We start from the raw sequence: 16,387 nt of genomic DNA, 5'->3' as shown, positions 1-16,387 counted from the left end.
GCTCACCCAGAATCGGCGCATCTCCACTTCGCCTTTCGAGTGCCCGACATGGCCGAACTCCTTGCCGTTGCCGTCATCACCATCCTGGCCGTCGTCAGCCCCGGCGCAGATTTCGCCATGGTCACGCGCAACAGCCTGCTCTATGGCCGGCGCGCCGGCGTGCTGTGCGCACTTGGCATTGCGCTGGGCGTGCAGGTGCACGTGTTCTACACAATGTTCGGGGTGGGGCTGCTGATTGCGCATGCGCCGACGCTCTTACATGGCATCAAGCTGGTCGGCGCGGCATATCTGGTGTGGATCGGTTGGAAGACGTTGTCGGCCAAGGTGCTGCCGTCGGGCGGCGAGGTGATTCGTGACAACGCAGGCGACCGCGCGCTGCCCACCTCTGCGGCCCTGCGCATGGGTTTCCTCACCAACGCGCTGAATCCAAAAACGACGCTGTTCGTCGTCAGCACCTACACGCAGGTCGTCCATCCGGGCACGCCGCTGGCCGCGCAGTTCGGCTACGGGCTGTTCATGTCGGCGGCGCACGCGGCGTGGTTCGCACTGGTGGCAACGATGTTTGCGTCGGGCGTGCTGCGGCGCTCGCTCTTGGCGCGGCAACGGATGGTCGATCGCGTGATCGGCGTCATTCTGATCGGGCTGGGCTTGGCCTTGGGGCTGGCGCGAATCGCGTAAGCGAGCTGCGGCACGGCGTCGCAGCGCGGCGCGGGTGACTGAGCAGGCAGTATCCTCGCGCGATGCCTGCCCGTCGTCACCCCGCCTGGAAACCAGCGCCCTGCCTGCGTCTTGCCGGTGGGCGTGCGGCTGCGTGGGTGCTGCTGTGGGCCTACCTGCTGGCGGCTGCATGGATGCCGCTGGCGCATGCCGCCCTGGCGCGCGCCGAGCAGTTGCCCGTGACGCTGTGCTCGGCGCACGGCACGGGCGTGATGATCATCCCGCTGTCCGATCCGGGCGAGCGCAAGCGCGTCGAACAATCGATGTCGGCGCCTGCGTGCTGCGGCGCGTGCATTGTCGTGGCGGACATCGCGCCCGCGCTCGACATCGCTCCACCCAACGCGCCCGCTCTGCTCGGCAGCGTCAATGCGGCGGATGTCCTCGCACCGCCCATCGCCACACCTGCGCCGCAACGGCGCGCCCGCGGCCCGCCTCTGGGCTGATCCGCTCCATCTCAAGACATCTTCACCCGCCCCGCAACCGCGGTGGCGGGCTTCACCCTTTTCGTCTTCGATTTCTGATTTCTCATGATGCTGGATCACCCACACACCGGCCCGCACGCCGTTGCCCTGGCGGTTGCCTTGCTGTTGTCCATCTCTGCCGCCCATGCGGCTGAGCCCAACCCACCTGTGTTCGACCTGTCGACGACGATGGTGATTGCGCCCGCGCCGTCATCGCCGCTGACCATCGTTACCGATCCGAAATCGCCGCGCCAGCCGCTGCCCGCCAGCGACGGCACCGACTACCTCAAGACCATTCCGGGCTTTTCCGCCATCCGCAGCGGCGGCACGAATGGCGACCCGGTCTTGCGCGGCATGTTCGGCTCGCGGCTGAATATCCTCACCAACGGCACCACCATGCTAGGCGCCTGTCCCGGCCGCATGGATGCGCCCACTTCGTACATCGCGCCCGAGAGCTACGACAAGCTCACCGTGATCAAGGGGCCGGAATCCGTGATCTACGGGCCGGTCGGCTCGGCGGGCACCATCCTGTTCGAGCGCAACACCAAGCGCTTTACCGAGCCGGGCACGCGCTTTGACGGCAGCGTGGTCGGCGGCTCGTTCGGCCGCAACGACCAGAACGCCGACTTCACCGCCGGCACACCCGACGCGTATGCACGCATCACCACCAACCACGCGCACCAGCAGGACTACAAAGACGGCAACGGCAACACCATCCCCTCGCAATGGGACAAGTGGAACGTCGACACCGCCCTCGGTCTCACGCCCGACGACCACACACGCCTGGAACTGACCGCCGGCACCGGCGACGGCTACGCGCGCTACGCCGGGCGCGGCATGGACGGCGTGCACTTCCGCCGCGAAAGCGTCGGCCTGCGCTTTGACAAATCGCACATTGGCGAAGTCCTGCAGCGCATCGAGGCGCAGGTCTACTACAACGATGCCGACCACGTGATGGACAACTTCACACTGCGCACGCCCGACCCGATGAGCAGCATGCCGATGGCGATGGCCTCCGACGTGGGCCGCCGCACGGTAGGTGGGCGCGTGGCCGCCACGCTGCGTTGGGCAGATGCGCTGCAACTCGTCACCGGCCTGGACATGCAAACCAGCCGCCTGCGCTCGCGCAGCGGCACGGATATCGTCTCCTACAGCACACGCCCGTGGGTGCCGAGCGCCAGCTTCTTCAACACCGGCGCGTTCGGCGAGCTGACCTGGTTTGCCACCGATCACCAGCGCGTGATTGCCGGCGCGCGCATCGACCGCGCCAGCGCCCGCGACGACCGCGCATCGATCAGCAGCATGATGGGCAGCCGCCCCAACCCCACTGCCGGCGACGACCGCTCGCGCACGCTGCCCAGCGGCTTTGCCCGCTACGAGCATGACGTGTCCGGCGTGCCCGCCACGCTGTATGCAGGCGTCGGTCATGCAGAACGCTTTCCGGACTACTGGGAGCTGATCTCGCCACGCATGGGGCCGACGGGTTCCGTCAACGCGTTCTCCGCCATCCGGCCCGAGAAGACGACACAGCTCGACGTGGGTGCGCAGTTCAAGAGCGCGCGCTTCGATGCGTGGGTGTCGGCGTATGCGGGCGTGGTCAACGACTTCATCCTGTTCAACTACCGGCCCGGCATGATGGGCACCACGTCGCAAGCAACCAACGTCGATGCTCGCATTGCCGGCGGCGAGATCGGCGGCACGTGGCGCGTGGATAGCGCATGGCGCATCGACGGCGCGCTCGCCTATGCATGGGGACGCAACAGCAGCACCGGCCAGCCGCTGCCGCAAATGCCGCCGCTGGATCTGCGTCTGGGTGTGGAGTACGAGCGTGGGCCGTGGTCAGCCGGCGGGCTTTGGCGTGTGGCCGCAGCGCAGCACCGCTATGCGCTGAACCAGGGCAACGTGGTCGGCCAAGACTTCGGGCCAAGCGCGGGCTTTGGCGTGCTGTCGCTGCATGCCGGCTATGCTGTAAGCAAGACCGTGCGCGTGGCCGTGGGCATCGACAACGTACTGAACAAGGCCTACACCGAGCACCTGAACCTGGCCGGCGACGCAGGCTTCGGATTCCCGGCAAGCACGCCGATTCCCGAGCCGGGGCGTACCGCTTGGGCACGCGTGAGCATCAAGATGTAGCGCGGCGTGTGGTATTGCGCGGCACGCACATTGCGCGAAGAAATTCGCCAAATGTGACCCGCCAGATGCACAGAATCACCTCGCATGGATTGAGGCACGCAGCAGCCTGCACTACCTTGGAATCATCAGCGATCGCACGCCGCGCCTGGCGCGCGGTCGCTTTTCGTTTTTTGTTTTTGCCATCAAGGAGTGTTTTGATGCTGCATACACTTTCCAAGTTGTGGTGGGTGCTCGCGCTTCGCGGGCTGTGCGCGCTGGCCATCGGCATCGGTGCATTCGTTGTGCCAGCGGCCACGCTGGCCGCGCTCATCCTGGTGTTCGGTGCCTACGCGCTGGTGGAGGGTTGCCTGTTGCTGGCGACGTCTTTCGGCGGGCTGCGCAAGGGGCAGGATCGCTGGCCACTGCTGCTGCAGGGGTTGCTCGGCGTGGCGGTGGGCGTGCTGACACTGTTCAACCCGGCCGTGACCGCGCTGGGGTTGTTGCTGTACATCGCTGCGTGGCTGCTTGCGCAGGGCGTGCTGCAAATCGTCGTGGCCGTGCGTTTGCGTGAAGAGCTCTCCGGCGAGTGGTGGCTCATCCTCGGCGGCATTGCCAGCGTGCTGCTGGCCGGCTGGCTGCTGTGGCGACCCGAAGCGGGCGTGCTGGCCGTCCTGTGGTGGATCGGCGCGTGGGCCATCGTGTGGGGCATTGCGCTGATCTGCGTGGCCTTTCGCGTGCGCAAATGGGGGCGCAGCGGTTCGGCGCGGGCGTTTGCCTAACCCACCTCTCATGACAACGCCATGCCTGGGCCCTTTCGTGATCGGACAGATGCCTGCCGGCAATTGGCCGATGCGCTGCTGGCCGACGCCAGACAGCACACCCTGTGATGCGTCAGGCTGCCTGCGGGCGCAGCTTGCGCTCGATGTCCGGCAGGAACGCCGTCAGCAGACCAATGAGCGGCAGGAACGAGCACAGGTGGTAGACGTAGTAGATGTCGGTCGCGTCGGCCAGCTTGCCGAGCACGGCCGCGCCGATGCCGCCCAGCCCGAACGCAAACCCGAAGAACAGGCCAGACACCATCCCCACCTTGCCGGGAATCAGCTCCTGCGCGTACACGAGGATGGCTGAGAACGCCGAAGCCAGCACCAACCCGATGAAGACCGTCAGCACGGCCGTCCAGAACAGATTGGCGTACGGCAGCAGCAGCGTGAACGGCGCCACGCCCAGGATCGACACCCAGATCACCACCTTGCGCCCGATGCGGTCACCGATCGGCCCGCCCACGATCGTGCCCACCGCCACCGAGAACAGGAAGAGGAACAGGAACAGTTGCGACGCCTGCGTAGAGAGATGGAACTTGGTGATCAGGTAGAACGTGTAGTAGCTGTTCAAGCTCGCCAGGTAGAAGTACTTGGAGAACAGCAGCACCACTAGCAGCGTCATCGCAAACGCCACCTGGCCGCCCGAGAGCTTAACCGCCCCATGCGCGCGGCCGCCTGCCTTGCGACCGTGGCCCGCAGCGCGTTCACGCTTGTACCAGCCGCCCACGTGATACAGCACGAAGATGGCGATGAGCGCGGCAATCGAGAACCACGCCAGGCTGCGCTGCCCATACGGCATGATGATGGCCGCGGCAAGCAGCGGACCCATCGCGCTGCCCACGTTGCCGCCCACCTGGAATAGCGACTGCGCCAGCCCGTGCCGGCCGCCTGAGGCCATGCGCGCCACGCGCGATGATTCCGGATGGAAGATCGACGAGCCCGTGCCCACCAGCGCAGCCGCCAGTAACAGCGTGCCGAAGTCCGGCGCCACCGACATCAACAACAGCCCCACCAGCGTAAAGCCCATGCCCACCGCCAGCGAATACGGCTTCGGATGCTTGTCGGTATAGAGCCCGACCATCGGCTGCAGTAACGACGCCGTGATCTGGTACGTGAGCGTGATCAGCCCGATCTGCGTGAAGTCCAGGTGGAAGTTGCCCTTGAGCAGCGGATAGATCGCCAGGATCAACGACTGCATCATGTCGTTGAGGAAGTGCGCGAAGCTGATGGCGCCGATCACGCCAAAGCCGGTCTTGTCGGCCTGCATGGGGGCGGCGGCCGTGCCGTTTGCGGTGGTTTGCATGATGGTTTGCGGTGCAGAGGATTGAAGCAAGGAGCGCTCAATCATGCTCTCAAACCGTGCAGGCTCGTTACCGCAAATTCGACAATGATTAGCGCAAACCAGACAAATTGCTGTCCAGGCAGAAACGTCAGCCCACTTGGCGCGCCTCGCCCGGGAAACACCCCCCTTTTTCCCGCAAACCCGCCTGCCGCTTGCCTTGGCAGGTAGCTAACCTGTTAGCCATATTCGCACGCAAGGCTCGTCCGTTCGTAGCATGGTCGCTCAGGAGACGCTTTCTATACTCGCCAGTACAGGCTGCTGCACAGTGCCCTCGCGCCAGTACCGTCGACCGACGCGCAACAACACCATCATCAGCCCGTCATGGGAGGGGAGCGATGAAGATCCTGCTAACGGGAACGCTATGCCGCGCGATGGGAGACCTCTTCTATCAGGCCTTGCTAGACGACCGCGTCATCTGCTGCTTTGTCGCCTCCGAAGCCGTGGACTTGACTGGCAACGCCATACATCCGTCGCCCGCGATTGCTTCCCTGTGTACCGCCCCTCGGCTCGCTGACGTCTCTCGGTCAGCGAGTTATTGCGCGCCCCTCGTCCCGTAGGGCGCGCTCTTTTCTACCGATGCCGTCAGCGCGAAGCGCTGGCGGTATCACCATCGAGTGACGACATCAGCCGATCAGCCCGGCGTCCGTCAACTCACGCTTCATGTAGGCGTACAGCACCGGGGCGGCGATCACGCCGCCCACGCCGAACAGCGCTTCCATCACGATCAATGCCAGGATCAGCTCCCACGCGCGCGCGTCGATGCGGCTGCCGATGATGCGCGCGTTCACGAAGTACTCGAGCTTGTGCACCACCACCAGAAAAGCAAGCGAGGCCACCGCCAGTTGCAGCGATGCCGTCACGCTCATCAGCACGATGGCGGTGTTGGAGATCAGGTTGCCGACCACCGGAATCAGCCCGGCCACGAAAGTCAGCAGGATCAGCGACTTGGAATACGGCACGTGCTGCCCGAACAACGGCAGCGCCCCCAGAAGATAGATGGCCGCCAACGCCGTGTTAAGCGCAGAAATCTTTACCTGGGCAAACACCACCGCCTCGAAGGCTGCCGTGAGCCTCCCCAGCCGACTGAACAGCGCTGCGGCCAGTGGCTTGTGATGTATCGGATTCAGCGTATCCGACCATGCCACCATTGCCCCGAGGATCAACCCCACCAGCGCCAGCGCACTGGCGCGCAGCCCATCGATGCCGATCGTCGACACTTGCTGGCTGTGCTCCTTGAGCATCTGCACGAGTTGGACACGCAGTTCGGTCACCGACAGCGGAATGTAGTCAGCCACGGCAGCGGGCAGCGATTCGCGCAGGTGGTCAAGCACGTCGACAATGCGCGTGAGCATGCCTTCGAGCCCATGGCCTCGCTCGACCAGGCGGCCAATACTCAGGCCGATGCCCGCCAGGATGAGTGCGGCAATCATGAACACGCCGATCACCGCAATGGATTTGGCGCGCTGGGACAACATACGCCGCTCGCGCAGGCGCGCTTCCAGCTTGAGTGCGAGCGTGTAGACGAGAAAACCGGCAATGGCAGCAGGCAGCAGGTGCAGCCACAGCACGGCCGCAATCATGGCGGCCACCAGCACGTAGCTGACGGTATCGATGGCGCGGGGGTGCGTGGTGGGAGGAAGCATCGTCATGAGAACAGACCGGCAGCGATGTTGATGGAGAGTGCGAGGATGCTCGTATTGAAGAAGAACGACAGCAGCGACTGCCCCAGCACCGCCCGGCGCATCGCGCGCGAGCGGATGCCGACGTCGGCCGTCTGGCTGGCGACCGCGATCGTAAAGGAGAAGTAGAGGAAATCCCAGTAATCGGGCTCGATCTCCCGATCGGGAAATTGCAACGGCGGCACATCGGGTGTGCGGTAGTACAGATGCGCGTAGTGCACGGTGAACATCATCGGCACCATCAGCCAGGCGCCGATCACCGTCACGCCCGTCAAAATGTAGTGCGCTGCCTGTGCGTGCCCCGCCGACTTGGCCGTCGCCAACTCGAAGGCAATCGCCACCATGCTGGCCACCACGCCCAGGCAGACCACCGCCAACACCGCACCTGCGCGTTCATCCTCGCGCCGGGCCACGGCTCGGATTCGGCGCGGGTCGGCCCGCAGCATCATCACGCCGACCAGAATCAGATACGCCCACACAGCGACATCCCAGCCGAGCAACGTGCGTGAGAGCCACCCATGCCCCGCCGGCACCACGGCACCGACGACGGTGCCCAGCGCGAATGCCAGCAACAAGCGCGGCCGCGCCGCGGCAAAGCGAGGGATCCATCGAGAGATCGGGAAAGACTCGTCCTGCGGGTTCACATTGGCCTCTTGCGTGCGTTCAAACCGTCGAAAAACAAGACCGGCAATGCCGGCCGACGAGGCGACATGGTAGCCGCTTCGATCAGGGCGCCCAACGAGCAACCGGGGCCCATGCGGAGCCCGCTTCAGGAGGCCGGTCAAGGCGCCTTCAGCATCGAAGCGAACGACCGCTTGCAGCGCTCCTGCAGGCGCTCGTGCGTCAACAATTGCTCGGCAACGACAACGGCATCCGGATAGACGCGGCACATGCCGATCATGGCGATCTCCAGCGCGTTCTGCGAACCGGCCTGGAACTGGAATTGCTCAAGCAGGGTGTCATCGGTGTCGCGCACGGTGATCTGGAACGGGCCGGGCGTGACGGTGGCGCAGCCGGCCAGCATCGTGGCTGCCGCAGCCAGTGAGATGCACAGGCTGAAACGGGCTGTGCGAATGAGGCGGCGGGCGAGGGTCATCGAATCCTCCAGGCGTGGCATGCTAGTGAGACGCGATGACAATATATCGGTTCGCAACAAAGCAAAAACGCCCGCGCAATGCGGGCGTTCCTGTGAATTCTATGCGGCGGGCGCCTTCGCGCCAGCGGCGGCTTCAGGCGTTGGCGCCGTCGGTGTACGTGTTGAACTTGTCGCCAACCTTGGCACCTTCAGTGTACGGATCGAACTTGCCGGCACGAGCCAATGCGCCTTCGGTGTACGGATCAAACTTGCTGCCGGCCTTGGCGCCTTCCGTGTAGGTGTCGAACTTGCCCGCGCGAGCCAGTGCGCCTTGGGTGTACGGATCGAACTTGTCGCCAACCTTGGCACCTTCGGTGTACGGGTCGAACTTGCCGCCCGCCTTGGCGCCTTGCGTATAAACGTCGAAACGTTGGCCGGCTTGCGCTGCGCCTTGGGTGTACACGTCGAACTTCGTAGCGGCCAGTGCCGGCACGGTGGCCAGGGCGATCAGGGCGGCGATCAGGGTGCGTTGGGCTTTCATGATGTCTTCTCCGGTCAGGGCGCAGCGCGTCGGGCAGTGTCCGGTGGATTGTTTGGACTTTTTCGCTGCGGCGCCGCATTCGATGGAGTCATCGTAGGCGAGCCCATTCAGACAATAAATGTCGCGACAGACAATTTATTGTTGCGATATGTGAAATTAAGGGAAAACCCGCATCAGAGCTGGTTTAGCGGCCTACGGTCAGGCGTAGCGGGTTGATTTGCGCAAATCGAAGATGTGACTTTTTTGAAGAAAGCCAGATCTGCCCGTAGGAAGTACGGTCAGGATGGTTGCCATTTCATGCACCGCAGCATTCTCCGACGGCGGCGCACAGCTTGTCATGTCCCGATACAAACACGCACAGGTTCGTGGGCACGCTTGTGTCACACTGCGCAACATTCTCTGCTTGACACTTGCGCCACCCCATCCGATTCGCCCTCGCCCCGACCAACGATGAAACGCTTTCTGCTGGCTGTCTCTCTACTCGGTAGCGCAGTCCTTTCGGGCTGCGGCGTGGTGGCCGCGCCATGCCGCGTGGCCTCTGCGGGCTTGAAGATGGTGCCGCTGGTGGGCCACGTGGCAGCCGCCCCGACGGATGCGTGTGCGGACATCATTGACTGAGTACCGCGCGGCCCGCCCTCTGCATCAGGCGCCTTGCAGCGCCTCCATCACGACCTGCACGATCTGCGAGCCCTCCGGCGTGGCCCAGTTGCCGGCGAGTTCGGCAATGACCTGATTCGTGCTCGATAGCGTGACGCCATGCTTTTTCATGCGGCGGAGCGCCGTGTCGTCACTTATCTTGCTGGGCGAGCCGCGCACACGCGCCGACCCGGAGCGACACGAATGCCTGGGCATGCTGAAGACCAGCGCATGGACGCTGCGCGCCGGGAAGCGAACCGCCACGGTGCCGGTGGGCGGCCGGTTCACGCTCAACAGCGTCGGCATGATCCGGCGTCGGGCAACGCTGAACATGGGCATCATGCTGGTGCCAGAGGAGATCGTCACCGATGAGCTGGCCAGCGGGGCGCTGCGTCGCAACCTGCCCGAATGGCACGGCAACCCCGATGCCGGTTTACGCCATCACGGAAACCCGGCTGCTGCCGGCGAAGACGCAGCGCTTGATTGAGTTTCTTCGCGAGCGTTTAGGGACCCGCCACGCCTAACGCTGTGTTTGGTGGACCAACGCCTAAAGCTCCCGCTGCATCAGCAAACAATCCAGCCACCGCCCAAACTTGTAGCCCACCTTCTCCAGCACGCCCACCTCGCGGAACCCGCAGCGCGCATGCAGCTTGGCAGAGCCCGGGTTTTCATGTCCGCCGCCGACCACCGCCACCATCTGCTTGAATCCGCGTGCCGTGCACTCGGCGATCAGCGTCTGCAGCAATAACGTACCCACACCCCGCCCCTGCGCGGCGGCGTCGAGGTAGATCGAGTCTTCCACCGTATGGCGATACGCGGGTCGCGCACGATGCGGGCCGGCATAAGCGTAGCCAAGCAGCTTGCCGTCGGCCTCGGCCACCACGTAGGGCATGCCCGCGTCCTGCAAGGCCCGGAAGCGGCGCGTCATTTCGGCCAGATCGGGCGGTTCGACCTCGAAGCTGGCGGAACCGAAGCGGACATGCTCCGTGTAGATGGCGACGATGGCCGGCAAGTCAGCGAGCGCGGCCGGACGGATGCTGACGGCATCGGCCGCTGATGCGGGGCGGGAATGGGAAACGGCGGCGGAGTTAGAGGAAGCGGCAGACATGGCAGCAGGCGCGTGCGCGAAAACTTCATTGTCACGCCAATTTCACATGACCGGCACGTCACCCAGCACACCACGCTGATATGGCTATCGGACAGCGCCGGAATGCGGTAACTTGGCAGGCCCATCTGGCCTGCCGCCCTGCCCCCCGTCTCCATGCACGACCTGTTTCCCCTGCTCTCCGAATACGGTGCGTTTGCCGTGTTCCTGAACGTACTGCTCACGCAAGCCGGTGCGCCGCTGCCGGCGGTACCGACGCTGCTGGTAGGTGGTGCCCTCACCCTGAACGGACCCCTGTTATTCATGGAGCTGTTGCCGGCCGCCATCACAGGTGCGCTGCTCGGCGACGGGCTGTGGTATCTGGCCGGCAAGCGTTACGGCCGGCACGTGATGGCGCTGCTGTGCCGGGTGTCGCTGTCGCCCGACTCATGCGTGCGGCGCACGCGCACGCAGTTCGAGCGCTGGGGCGCGCCGCTGCTGTTGATCTCGAAGTTCATCCCGGGGCTGTCGACGGTGTCTTCCGCGCTGCTGGGCACCATGCGCACGTCGTTCAGTACGTTCGTGCTGTACAACCTGGGGGGCTCTGCGCTCTGGGCGTTGATCTGGCTGATGCTCGGGCGCGTGGCGCACAACAGCATCGACCAGGCCCTGCGACTGCTCGACCGCCTCGGCATGCAGGCGATCCTGCTGATCGCGCTGCTGGCGGCACTCTACGTGGCGGGGCGCTGGCTGCAACGCTGGCGTTTTCGCAAGATGCTGGAGATGGCGCGTATTTCGCCCGACGAGCTGCACGACTTGATCGAATCGGGCTCGGCACCGGTCATCATCGACGTACGCGCCGACAGTTCGCGGCAACTGCAGCCGCAACGCATCCCGGGGGCGATGCTGTACGACATGTCGAGCCGGAACAACCCTATCGAGATCGACGGCCCGGACCGCGAGATCGTCATTTACTGCGCCTGCCCCAACGAAGCCTCGGCCGTGATGGTCGCGCGCAAGCTGATGGGCCACGGCTTCAAGCGCGTGCGCCCGCTGCATGGCGGCATCGATGCGTGGCTTGAGCGCGGCTATGACGTGGAGCACGTGGTGCCGGTGTCAACGGACACGCTGGCCACCGCCGAGGCGCGCGCCTGATTTCGGGCACCACAAAAACAAAAAGCGCACCTCTCGGTGCGCTCTCCCGTAAGTACGGCAAACATGCGGTGCGCCAGCCCCCCGGCTCGGACACGCCGCATCGGTCCGTGTGCATTCGCCCGAAGGCGAATGTGGCGAAGTGATCCCCGTTTGATCCCGTCTTCGCCGGTCGGACTTGACCCCCTTGTTATTCATCGCGAAGCCACCGCCACGGATACATCGGGCAGGTTCGCGTCGTTATTTCCCGTCCTTCTTTCTACTTTCGTCGCCTTGCGGCCTGCCATTTGCATGGCACTCCAGAGCACTAACGGCTGGCTTTAGCAAAACTTTAGGCAAGCACCTCAGGCAAACGTGTCGATCACGCCAACGTGGCTGGACGCACGCGACGTCACGGCCACCGTGCCGGTATCGGCTCCACCTTGCGCGCTGCCGCCAAAACGGCTGCCACTGCCACCGCCGCCATGGCCCGAACCGTTGCCCTGCGTCGACGAGCCCTGCGAAGCGCCTTGCTGCTGGCTGAAATCGCCGGTGCTGACCGAGGTTTGCGCAAGCTGCATGCCGCCTTGCTGCATGGCATCACGCAGGCGCGGCATGGCGTCTTGCACGAGCTCGGCCACCGCCTGATGCTGACAGACAAAGCTGGCGTTGACGGCGCCATTGTCCACTTCCAACTTGACGTTCAGCCCGCCCAGTTCGGCCGGGTTCAACTGCAGTTCAGCCGACGACTGGCGGTGCACCTGCATGAAGGCGAGCTGGCTGGCCATGCTGTGCGGCCATGCGGCATCACCGAAGGTCGGCAGCGTGTGGACTTGAGCTGGCGTGATCGTGGCACCGGCCGTGGCGCCGGTCGCGCCGGCGGTGCCGACGGCGAAGGTCGGGGCGGCCGCGCTGGCGTCGCCATTGGCGCGGGCCAGGATGCCCTGGAATTGGGTGCCGTTGCCCTGTGCATCGGCTTGCGTGCCGGTGTTGCCGCCACTGCCCGCGTGGCTGGTGGCATCAGCCACAGCCGCTGGGGCGGTTTGCGTGACGTTGCTGTGCGTGTTCGAGTCGGCACGCTTGGGCTGGCTGTGCTCGCCGTTGGCATTCTGTGCCGACGACACGCTGCCCAACTGGCGCGCTGCGGGTGGCGTGTTGTCGGCCACCGCGCGCGTACGGGCCAGGGTCTGGGCGAGTGCATTGCCGTCTGGCAGCGCCGTAGCGGGCAGCGTTGGCGTGTTGCCGGTGTTGGCCGCACCCGCAGTCTTGGCGGTCTTCTGGGCAGCCTTGGCGGCTTGCAGTGCGGCCTGCTCGCCCTGAGCCACAGCGGTGGGATCCGCCGGATTCGCAGCGCTTGGCGTGCCATTGGCGGCCGCATTCAGCGCGGCCAGTGCGGCGGCATCCGTTGCGGTCGAATTGCCGGTGCCCTGCGTGGCCCGTGCAGGCTGTGCCGCAGCGGTATTGGTATTCGACTGACTGACAGCCGGCTGCGCGGCAGGCAGCGCTGTCGCCGATGTGGCGACAGCAGTCTGCTGGGCAAGTTGCTGAGCTGCCTGCTGCGCGGCCTGGCGCGCTGCCTCGATCTGGGCGGCCAACTGGGCCGCGGGGTCGATCACAGCCTGCGCTGCGGCGGCATCGAGATCCTTGGCATTGGTCGACTGTGCCGGCTTGGCACTGACAGCGTCCTGCGTAGTAGCGGCCGGCGTTGTCGTAGCCTGGGCGGTCGGATTCGCGGCAGATTTGACGTCCTGCCCATTGCGCGCGGCGTTGGCGCGCGCGGCATCCTTGCGCGCGATGTCTGCACCGCGGCTGGCGGCATCATCGGCGGCGGACTGCGCATCGGCGCGGCGGCGCGCGGCATCCTGCGCCATACGGTCCGACAGCAGGTTGCCAAAGGTATCGGCGCCGGATAACGACGCGCCCTGCGTCTTGTCGGCGGCGGCATTGTTGCCGGCCGACAGCATGCCGCTCAGGTCTTGCGCTGCGGTGTTGGGAGTAGCACTCAAAGCCACGTTGACTCCGTCTTGCGTGTTAGCGACCGCCCTGCGCCGCACGCATGCGGATCAGCTTGGCGGCGTGCTCGTCATTCTCGCGCTGGGCGTGGCGTTCCTGGTCCTGGCGCTGCTCTTCGATATGACGCTGGCGCAGGATGTCGAACGATTGTTCGCGACGCTGCTTCTCCAGCCAGTTGGCGCGGCTCGCTTCGAGCTGGTTTTCCAGTGCGCTGATGGTGCCTTTCTGCTGATGCACGGCGGTGCCCAGGCGGTCGATGAAGGCAGCGTAGTTGCGCAGGCGCGTGGCGTCGATGCCGCCTTCGGCATTGGCCGTGGCCAGCATCTGCTGGTGGTAGTTGTTGCGGTAGTCCGACAACAAGGCCAGTTTTTGCGTAGCGGCCTCGCGCGTGTTCATCAGGCGGCCGACTTCCTGCGTGGCTCTTTCAGTGTCCTTCTGGGCCAGTTCCAGCACGGTTTCGAGGCGGAACGGCTTGTTCATGGTGGTCATCGGTAGACCCTCCAGCTTCCCGTTACATCAACCAATCGGTCGCAAACACAGCGGCTTTAGCCTCCGGCCTGCACAACGCTTGCGGCTTCACACTGTCAAGCGAGCACTTCACGTGAGCACCCCAAGCATCTTCTCCAGCGTGTGCTCACGGCTTTCGTTCTCGAACATGCCCTGCTGCAGAAACGCTTCCATGTCGGGGTAGCGGGCGATGGCCTGGTCGGTCATCGGATCGCTGCCGCGTGCGTAGGCGCCCACGGCAATCAGGTCTCGGTTGCGCTGGTAGCGGGCGTAGAGCTGCTTGAAGCGGCGCGCTGCATCCAGATGCTCCCGCGGCACGATGGCCGACATCACGCGGCTGATCGACTGCTCGATGTCGATGGCCGGGTAGTGACCCTGCTCGGCCAGCTTGCGCGAAAGCACGAAGTGGCCATCCAGGATCGCGCGCGCGGCATCGGCAATCGGGTCTTGCTGGTCATCGCCTTCGGCCAGCACGGTGTAGAACGCGGTGATGGAGCCGCCACGGCCACTGGCATCGACCATGCCGTTGCCGGCACGCTCCACCAGCGCCGGCAGCTTGGCAAATGCCGAGGGCGGATAGCCCTTGGTGGCCGGCGGCTCGCCGATGGCCAGGGCGATCTCGCGCTGCGCCATCGCATAGCGGGTGAGCGAATCGACAATCAGCAGCACGTTGCAGCCACGATCGCGGAAATACTCCGCAATGGTGTGCGCGTAGGCAGCACCCTGCAGGCGCATCAGCGGCGAATTGTCAGCCGGCGCGGCCACCACGGCGGAGCGCGCGAGCCCTTCCTCGCCGAGGATCTCGTCGACGAATTCCTTCACTTCGCGGCCGCGCTCGCCGATCAGGCCCACCACCACCACGTCGGCCTGCGTATAGCGGGCCATCATGCCCAGCAGCACGCTCTTGCCGACGCCGGAGCCTGCAAACAGGCCCAGGCGCTGGCCCTGGCCGACCGTCAGCAAACCATTGATGGCACGTACGCCCACGTCGAGCACGTGCTCGATCGGTTTGCGCTTGAGCGGGTTCAGCGGTGGCGGGCTCAGCGTGCCCCAGGCCAGTTCTTCGTGCGTGCCGAGCGGCCCCTTGCCGTCGAGCGGCTCGCCGTTGGCATCGACCACGCGGCCCAGCAGGCGCGGGCCCACGGGCAGGAACTTGCTGTGCGAGATGGTTGGATCGGCGGCGTCATCCGGCAGACGCTGCGGCTCCAGCGGAAACACGCGCGCACCCGGCACCACGCCCACCAGATCGGTCTGCGGCATCAGGAAGGCGCGCTCTTCGGCAAAGCCCACCACCTCGGCCAGCACGTGGCGGCCATGCGGCAGTTCCACACGGCAGGCGCTGCCGACGGGCAGCTTCAGGCCCACCGCCTCCATGACCAGCCCTGCCACGCGCGTGAGCTTGCCGCACGTCACCACGGGGCGCGCCAGGCGGGCGCGCTGCGCGGTCTGGCGCAGGCGCGCCTGCCACACCCGCACATTGGGGTTGTTGGCGGCGGTCTGACCAGCAGGCTGCACGGTTTCAAGCGACATGGAGCGCCCCTCCGGCCACGCGCTCGGCTTCCGAGCGCTCGCTGGCGACCCAGGCGGTATCGCGCCCCAGCGCGCGGGTCAGTTCGGCCCAGCGGGTCTGCAGCGTGGCGTCGGTTTCGCCAAAGCGGGTTTGTACACGGCAGCCGCCGCGCTCGATGGCGGCATCGACGACGACAGTCCAGCCGGCTGCGGCGAGCTCGGCGCCGAGCATCTGGCGGATCAGCTCGGCATCATCGGCGTGCACACGCAGCATGGCGGGTGCCGGCGCGGTGGGCGCATCGCCCAGCACCTCGCGCACGAGCGGCAGGATGCGTTCGGGCTGCGCATGCAGCGCGCCGTGCAAGAACTGCTGCGCCAGTTGCAACGCCAGGTCGACGAGTTCTTCGGCAACGCTGCCGTTCAATTGGTCGATCGCCTCGCGCACGGATTGCATGAGCGCAGCGATCTGCTTGGAATCTTCCTCACCCTGGCGGCGGCCTTGTTCGAAGCCATCCTGAAAGCCCTGGGCAAAGCCGTCGCGGCGGCCTTCGTCGCGGGCGGTGGCCAGTTCCGCATCCAGCGCGGCCTGCCATTCCTCTTCGGAAATCGGCGGCTCTTCTGGCTCGACCGGCGGCGGCGGCGGTGGCGGCGCCGCCTCGGCGGCGGCGGCCAGCTCGGCCTCGCGCACGAAATCGGTCGGCTCCCACCGCTGGTAGTCGACCAGCGTGTCGCGCGGGATGATCGGCGGGCGCGGCATCT

At 65.6% G+C, this 16,387-nt stretch carries 17 protein-coding genes and 1 pseudogene; 7 read left to right on the top strand and 11 right to left on the bottom strand.

The annotated features are described in order from the left end of the window. The first annotated feature begins 48 nt into the window (after positions 1–48). From B4F51_RS18925 to B4F51_RS18910, 4 genes are all read left to right on the top strand, one after another. Positions 49–678: a LysE family translocator gene (locus B4F51_RS18925; protein ID WP_296228014.1), complete on the top strand. Its 630-nt coding sequence runs from the start codon at positions 49–51 to the stop codon at positions 676–678. Between the two features lie 62 nt (positions 679–740). Beyond that, on the top strand, positions 741–1,160 hold the full coding sequence (locus tag B4F51_RS18920; protein WP_296228012.1) for a DUF2946 family protein: 420 nt from the start codon (positions 741–743) through the stop codon (positions 1,158–1,160). Positions 1,161–1,244: 84 nt separating this feature from the next. Beyond that, positions 1,245–3,311 (top strand): TonB-dependent copper receptor, encoded by a 2,067-nt coding sequence (locus tag B4F51_RS18915; protein WP_296228010.1) that lies wholly within the window; start codon positions 1,245–1,247, stop codon positions 3,309–3,311. A gap of 197 nt (positions 3,312–3,508) precedes the next feature. Next, the gene (locus B4F51_RS18910) at positions 3,509–4,069 is read left to right on the top strand and encodes an HdeD family acid-resistance protein (protein ID WP_296228008.1); all 561 of its coding nucleotides are present in this window, start codon (positions 3,509–3,511) and stop codon (positions 4,067–4,069) included. 112 nt (positions 4,070–4,181) lie between these two features. On the opposite strand, the gene B4F51_RS18905 is transcribed toward B4F51_RS18910, so the two are convergent. The 5 genes from B4F51_RS18905 to B4F51_RS18885 form a co-directional block, all read right to left on the bottom strand. Continuing rightward, the gene (locus tag B4F51_RS18905; protein ID WP_296228007.1) at positions 4,182–5,414 is read right to left on the bottom strand and encodes an MFS transporter; all 1,233 of its coding nucleotides are present in this window, start codon (positions 5,412–5,414) and stop codon (positions 4,182–4,184) included. A gap of 662 nt (positions 5,415–6,076) precedes the next feature. Further along, a complete protein-coding gene (locus B4F51_RS18900; RefSeq protein WP_296228005.1) occupies positions 6,077–7,102 on the bottom strand; it encodes an AI-2E family transporter in 1,026 nt (341 codons plus the stop codon). Beyond that, complete coding sequence (locus B4F51_RS18895) at positions 7,099–7,776, bottom strand: DUF1345 domain-containing protein (RefSeq protein WP_296228003.1); 678 nt, start codon at positions 7,774–7,776, stop codon at positions 7,099–7,101. The genes B4F51_RS18900 and B4F51_RS18895 overlap by 4 nt, the downstream gene beginning before the upstream one ends. A 137-nt stretch (positions 7,777–7,913) precedes the next feature. Next, positions 7,914–8,228: a hypothetical protein gene (locus B4F51_RS18890; RefSeq protein ID WP_296228001.1), complete on the bottom strand. Its 315-nt coding sequence runs from the start codon at positions 8,226–8,228 to the stop codon at positions 7,914–7,916. A 133-nt stretch (positions 8,229–8,361) separates the two neighbouring features. Beyond that, on the bottom strand, positions 8,362–8,748 hold the full coding sequence (locus B4F51_RS18885) for a hypothetical protein (RefSeq protein ID WP_296227999.1): 387 nt from the start codon (positions 8,746–8,748) through the stop codon (positions 8,362–8,364). 450 nt (positions 8,749–9,198) lie between these two features. Here B4F51_RS18885 and B4F51_RS18880 point away from each other — a divergent pair, with 450 nt between their 5' ends. Continuing rightward, entirely contained in the window at positions 9,199–9,366 is a 168-nt protein-coding gene (locus B4F51_RS18880; RefSeq protein ID WP_296227997.1) for a DUF6726 family protein, read from the top strand. A gap of 24 nt (positions 9,367–9,390) precedes the next feature. Here B4F51_RS18880 and B4F51_RS18875 read toward each other — a convergent pair whose 3' ends face one another. Further along, positions 9,391–9,516 (bottom strand): hypothetical protein, encoded by a 126-nt coding sequence (locus B4F51_RS18875; protein WP_296227995.1) that lies wholly within the window; start codon positions 9,514–9,516, stop codon positions 9,391–9,393. A gap of 34 nt (positions 9,517–9,550) precedes the next feature. Here B4F51_RS18875 and B4F51_RS18870 point away from each other — a divergent pair. Next, a pseudogene (locus tag B4F51_RS18870) lies at positions 9,551–9,908 on the top strand (LysR substrate-binding domain-containing protein); the annotation flags it as partial. A 23-nt stretch (positions 9,909–9,931) separates the two neighbouring features. Here the strand turns inward: B4F51_RS18870 and B4F51_RS18865 are convergent. Then, positions 9,932–10,492 carry a GNAT family N-acetyltransferase gene (locus B4F51_RS18865; RefSeq protein ID WP_296227993.1) on the bottom strand — a complete coding sequence of 187 codons (561 nt, stop codon included), beginning with the start codon at positions 10,490–10,492 and terminating at the stop codon, positions 9,932–9,934. A 153-nt stretch (positions 10,493–10,645) separates the two neighbouring features. Here B4F51_RS18865 and B4F51_RS18860 point away from each other — a divergent pair, with 153 nt between their 5' ends. Next, positions 10,646–11,623 (top strand): DedA family protein/thiosulfate sulfurtransferase GlpE, encoded by a 978-nt coding sequence (locus tag B4F51_RS18860; protein WP_296227991.1) that lies wholly within the window; start codon positions 10,646–10,648, stop codon positions 11,621–11,623. A 341-nt stretch (positions 11,624–11,964) separates the two neighbouring features. Here B4F51_RS18860 and B4F51_RS18855 read toward each other — a convergent pair whose 3' ends face one another. The 4 genes from B4F51_RS18855 to fliH all read right to left on the bottom strand — a co-directional run bounded on the left by B4F51_RS18855 (position 11,965) and on the right by fliH (position 16,385). Further along, positions 11,965–13,611 (bottom strand): flagellar hook-length control protein FliK, encoded by a 1,647-nt coding sequence (locus tag B4F51_RS18855; RefSeq protein ID WP_296227990.1) that lies wholly within the window; start codon positions 13,609–13,611, stop codon positions 11,965–11,967. A 19-nt stretch (positions 13,612–13,630) separates the two neighbouring features. After that, positions 13,631–14,101, bottom strand: a complete 471-nt coding sequence (gene fliJ / locus B4F51_RS18850; protein WP_296227988.1) for a flagellar export protein FliJ — start codon at positions 14,099–14,101, stop codon at positions 13,631–13,633. Positions 14,102–14,209: 108 nt separating this feature from the next. After that, a complete protein-coding gene (fliI, locus tag B4F51_RS18845; protein ID WP_296227986.1) occupies positions 14,210–15,649 on the bottom strand; it encodes a flagellar protein export ATPase FliI in 1,440 nt (479 codons plus the stop codon). After that, positions 15,639–16,385, bottom strand: a complete 747-nt coding sequence (fliH, locus tag B4F51_RS18840; RefSeq protein WP_296227984.1) for a flagellar assembly protein FliH — start codon at positions 16,383–16,385, stop codon at positions 15,639–15,641. Before fliH ends, fliI begins: the two co-directional genes overlap by 11 nt. Between the last annotated feature and the right edge of the window lie 2 nt (positions 16,386–16,387).

This window comes from Ralstonia sp. UBA689 (genome assembly GCF_002298975.1).
GTDB lineage: Bacteria > Pseudomonadota > Gammaproteobacteria > Burkholderiales > Burkholderiaceae > Ralstonia.
This window is presented reverse-complemented; position numbering and strand designations above follow the sequence as displayed.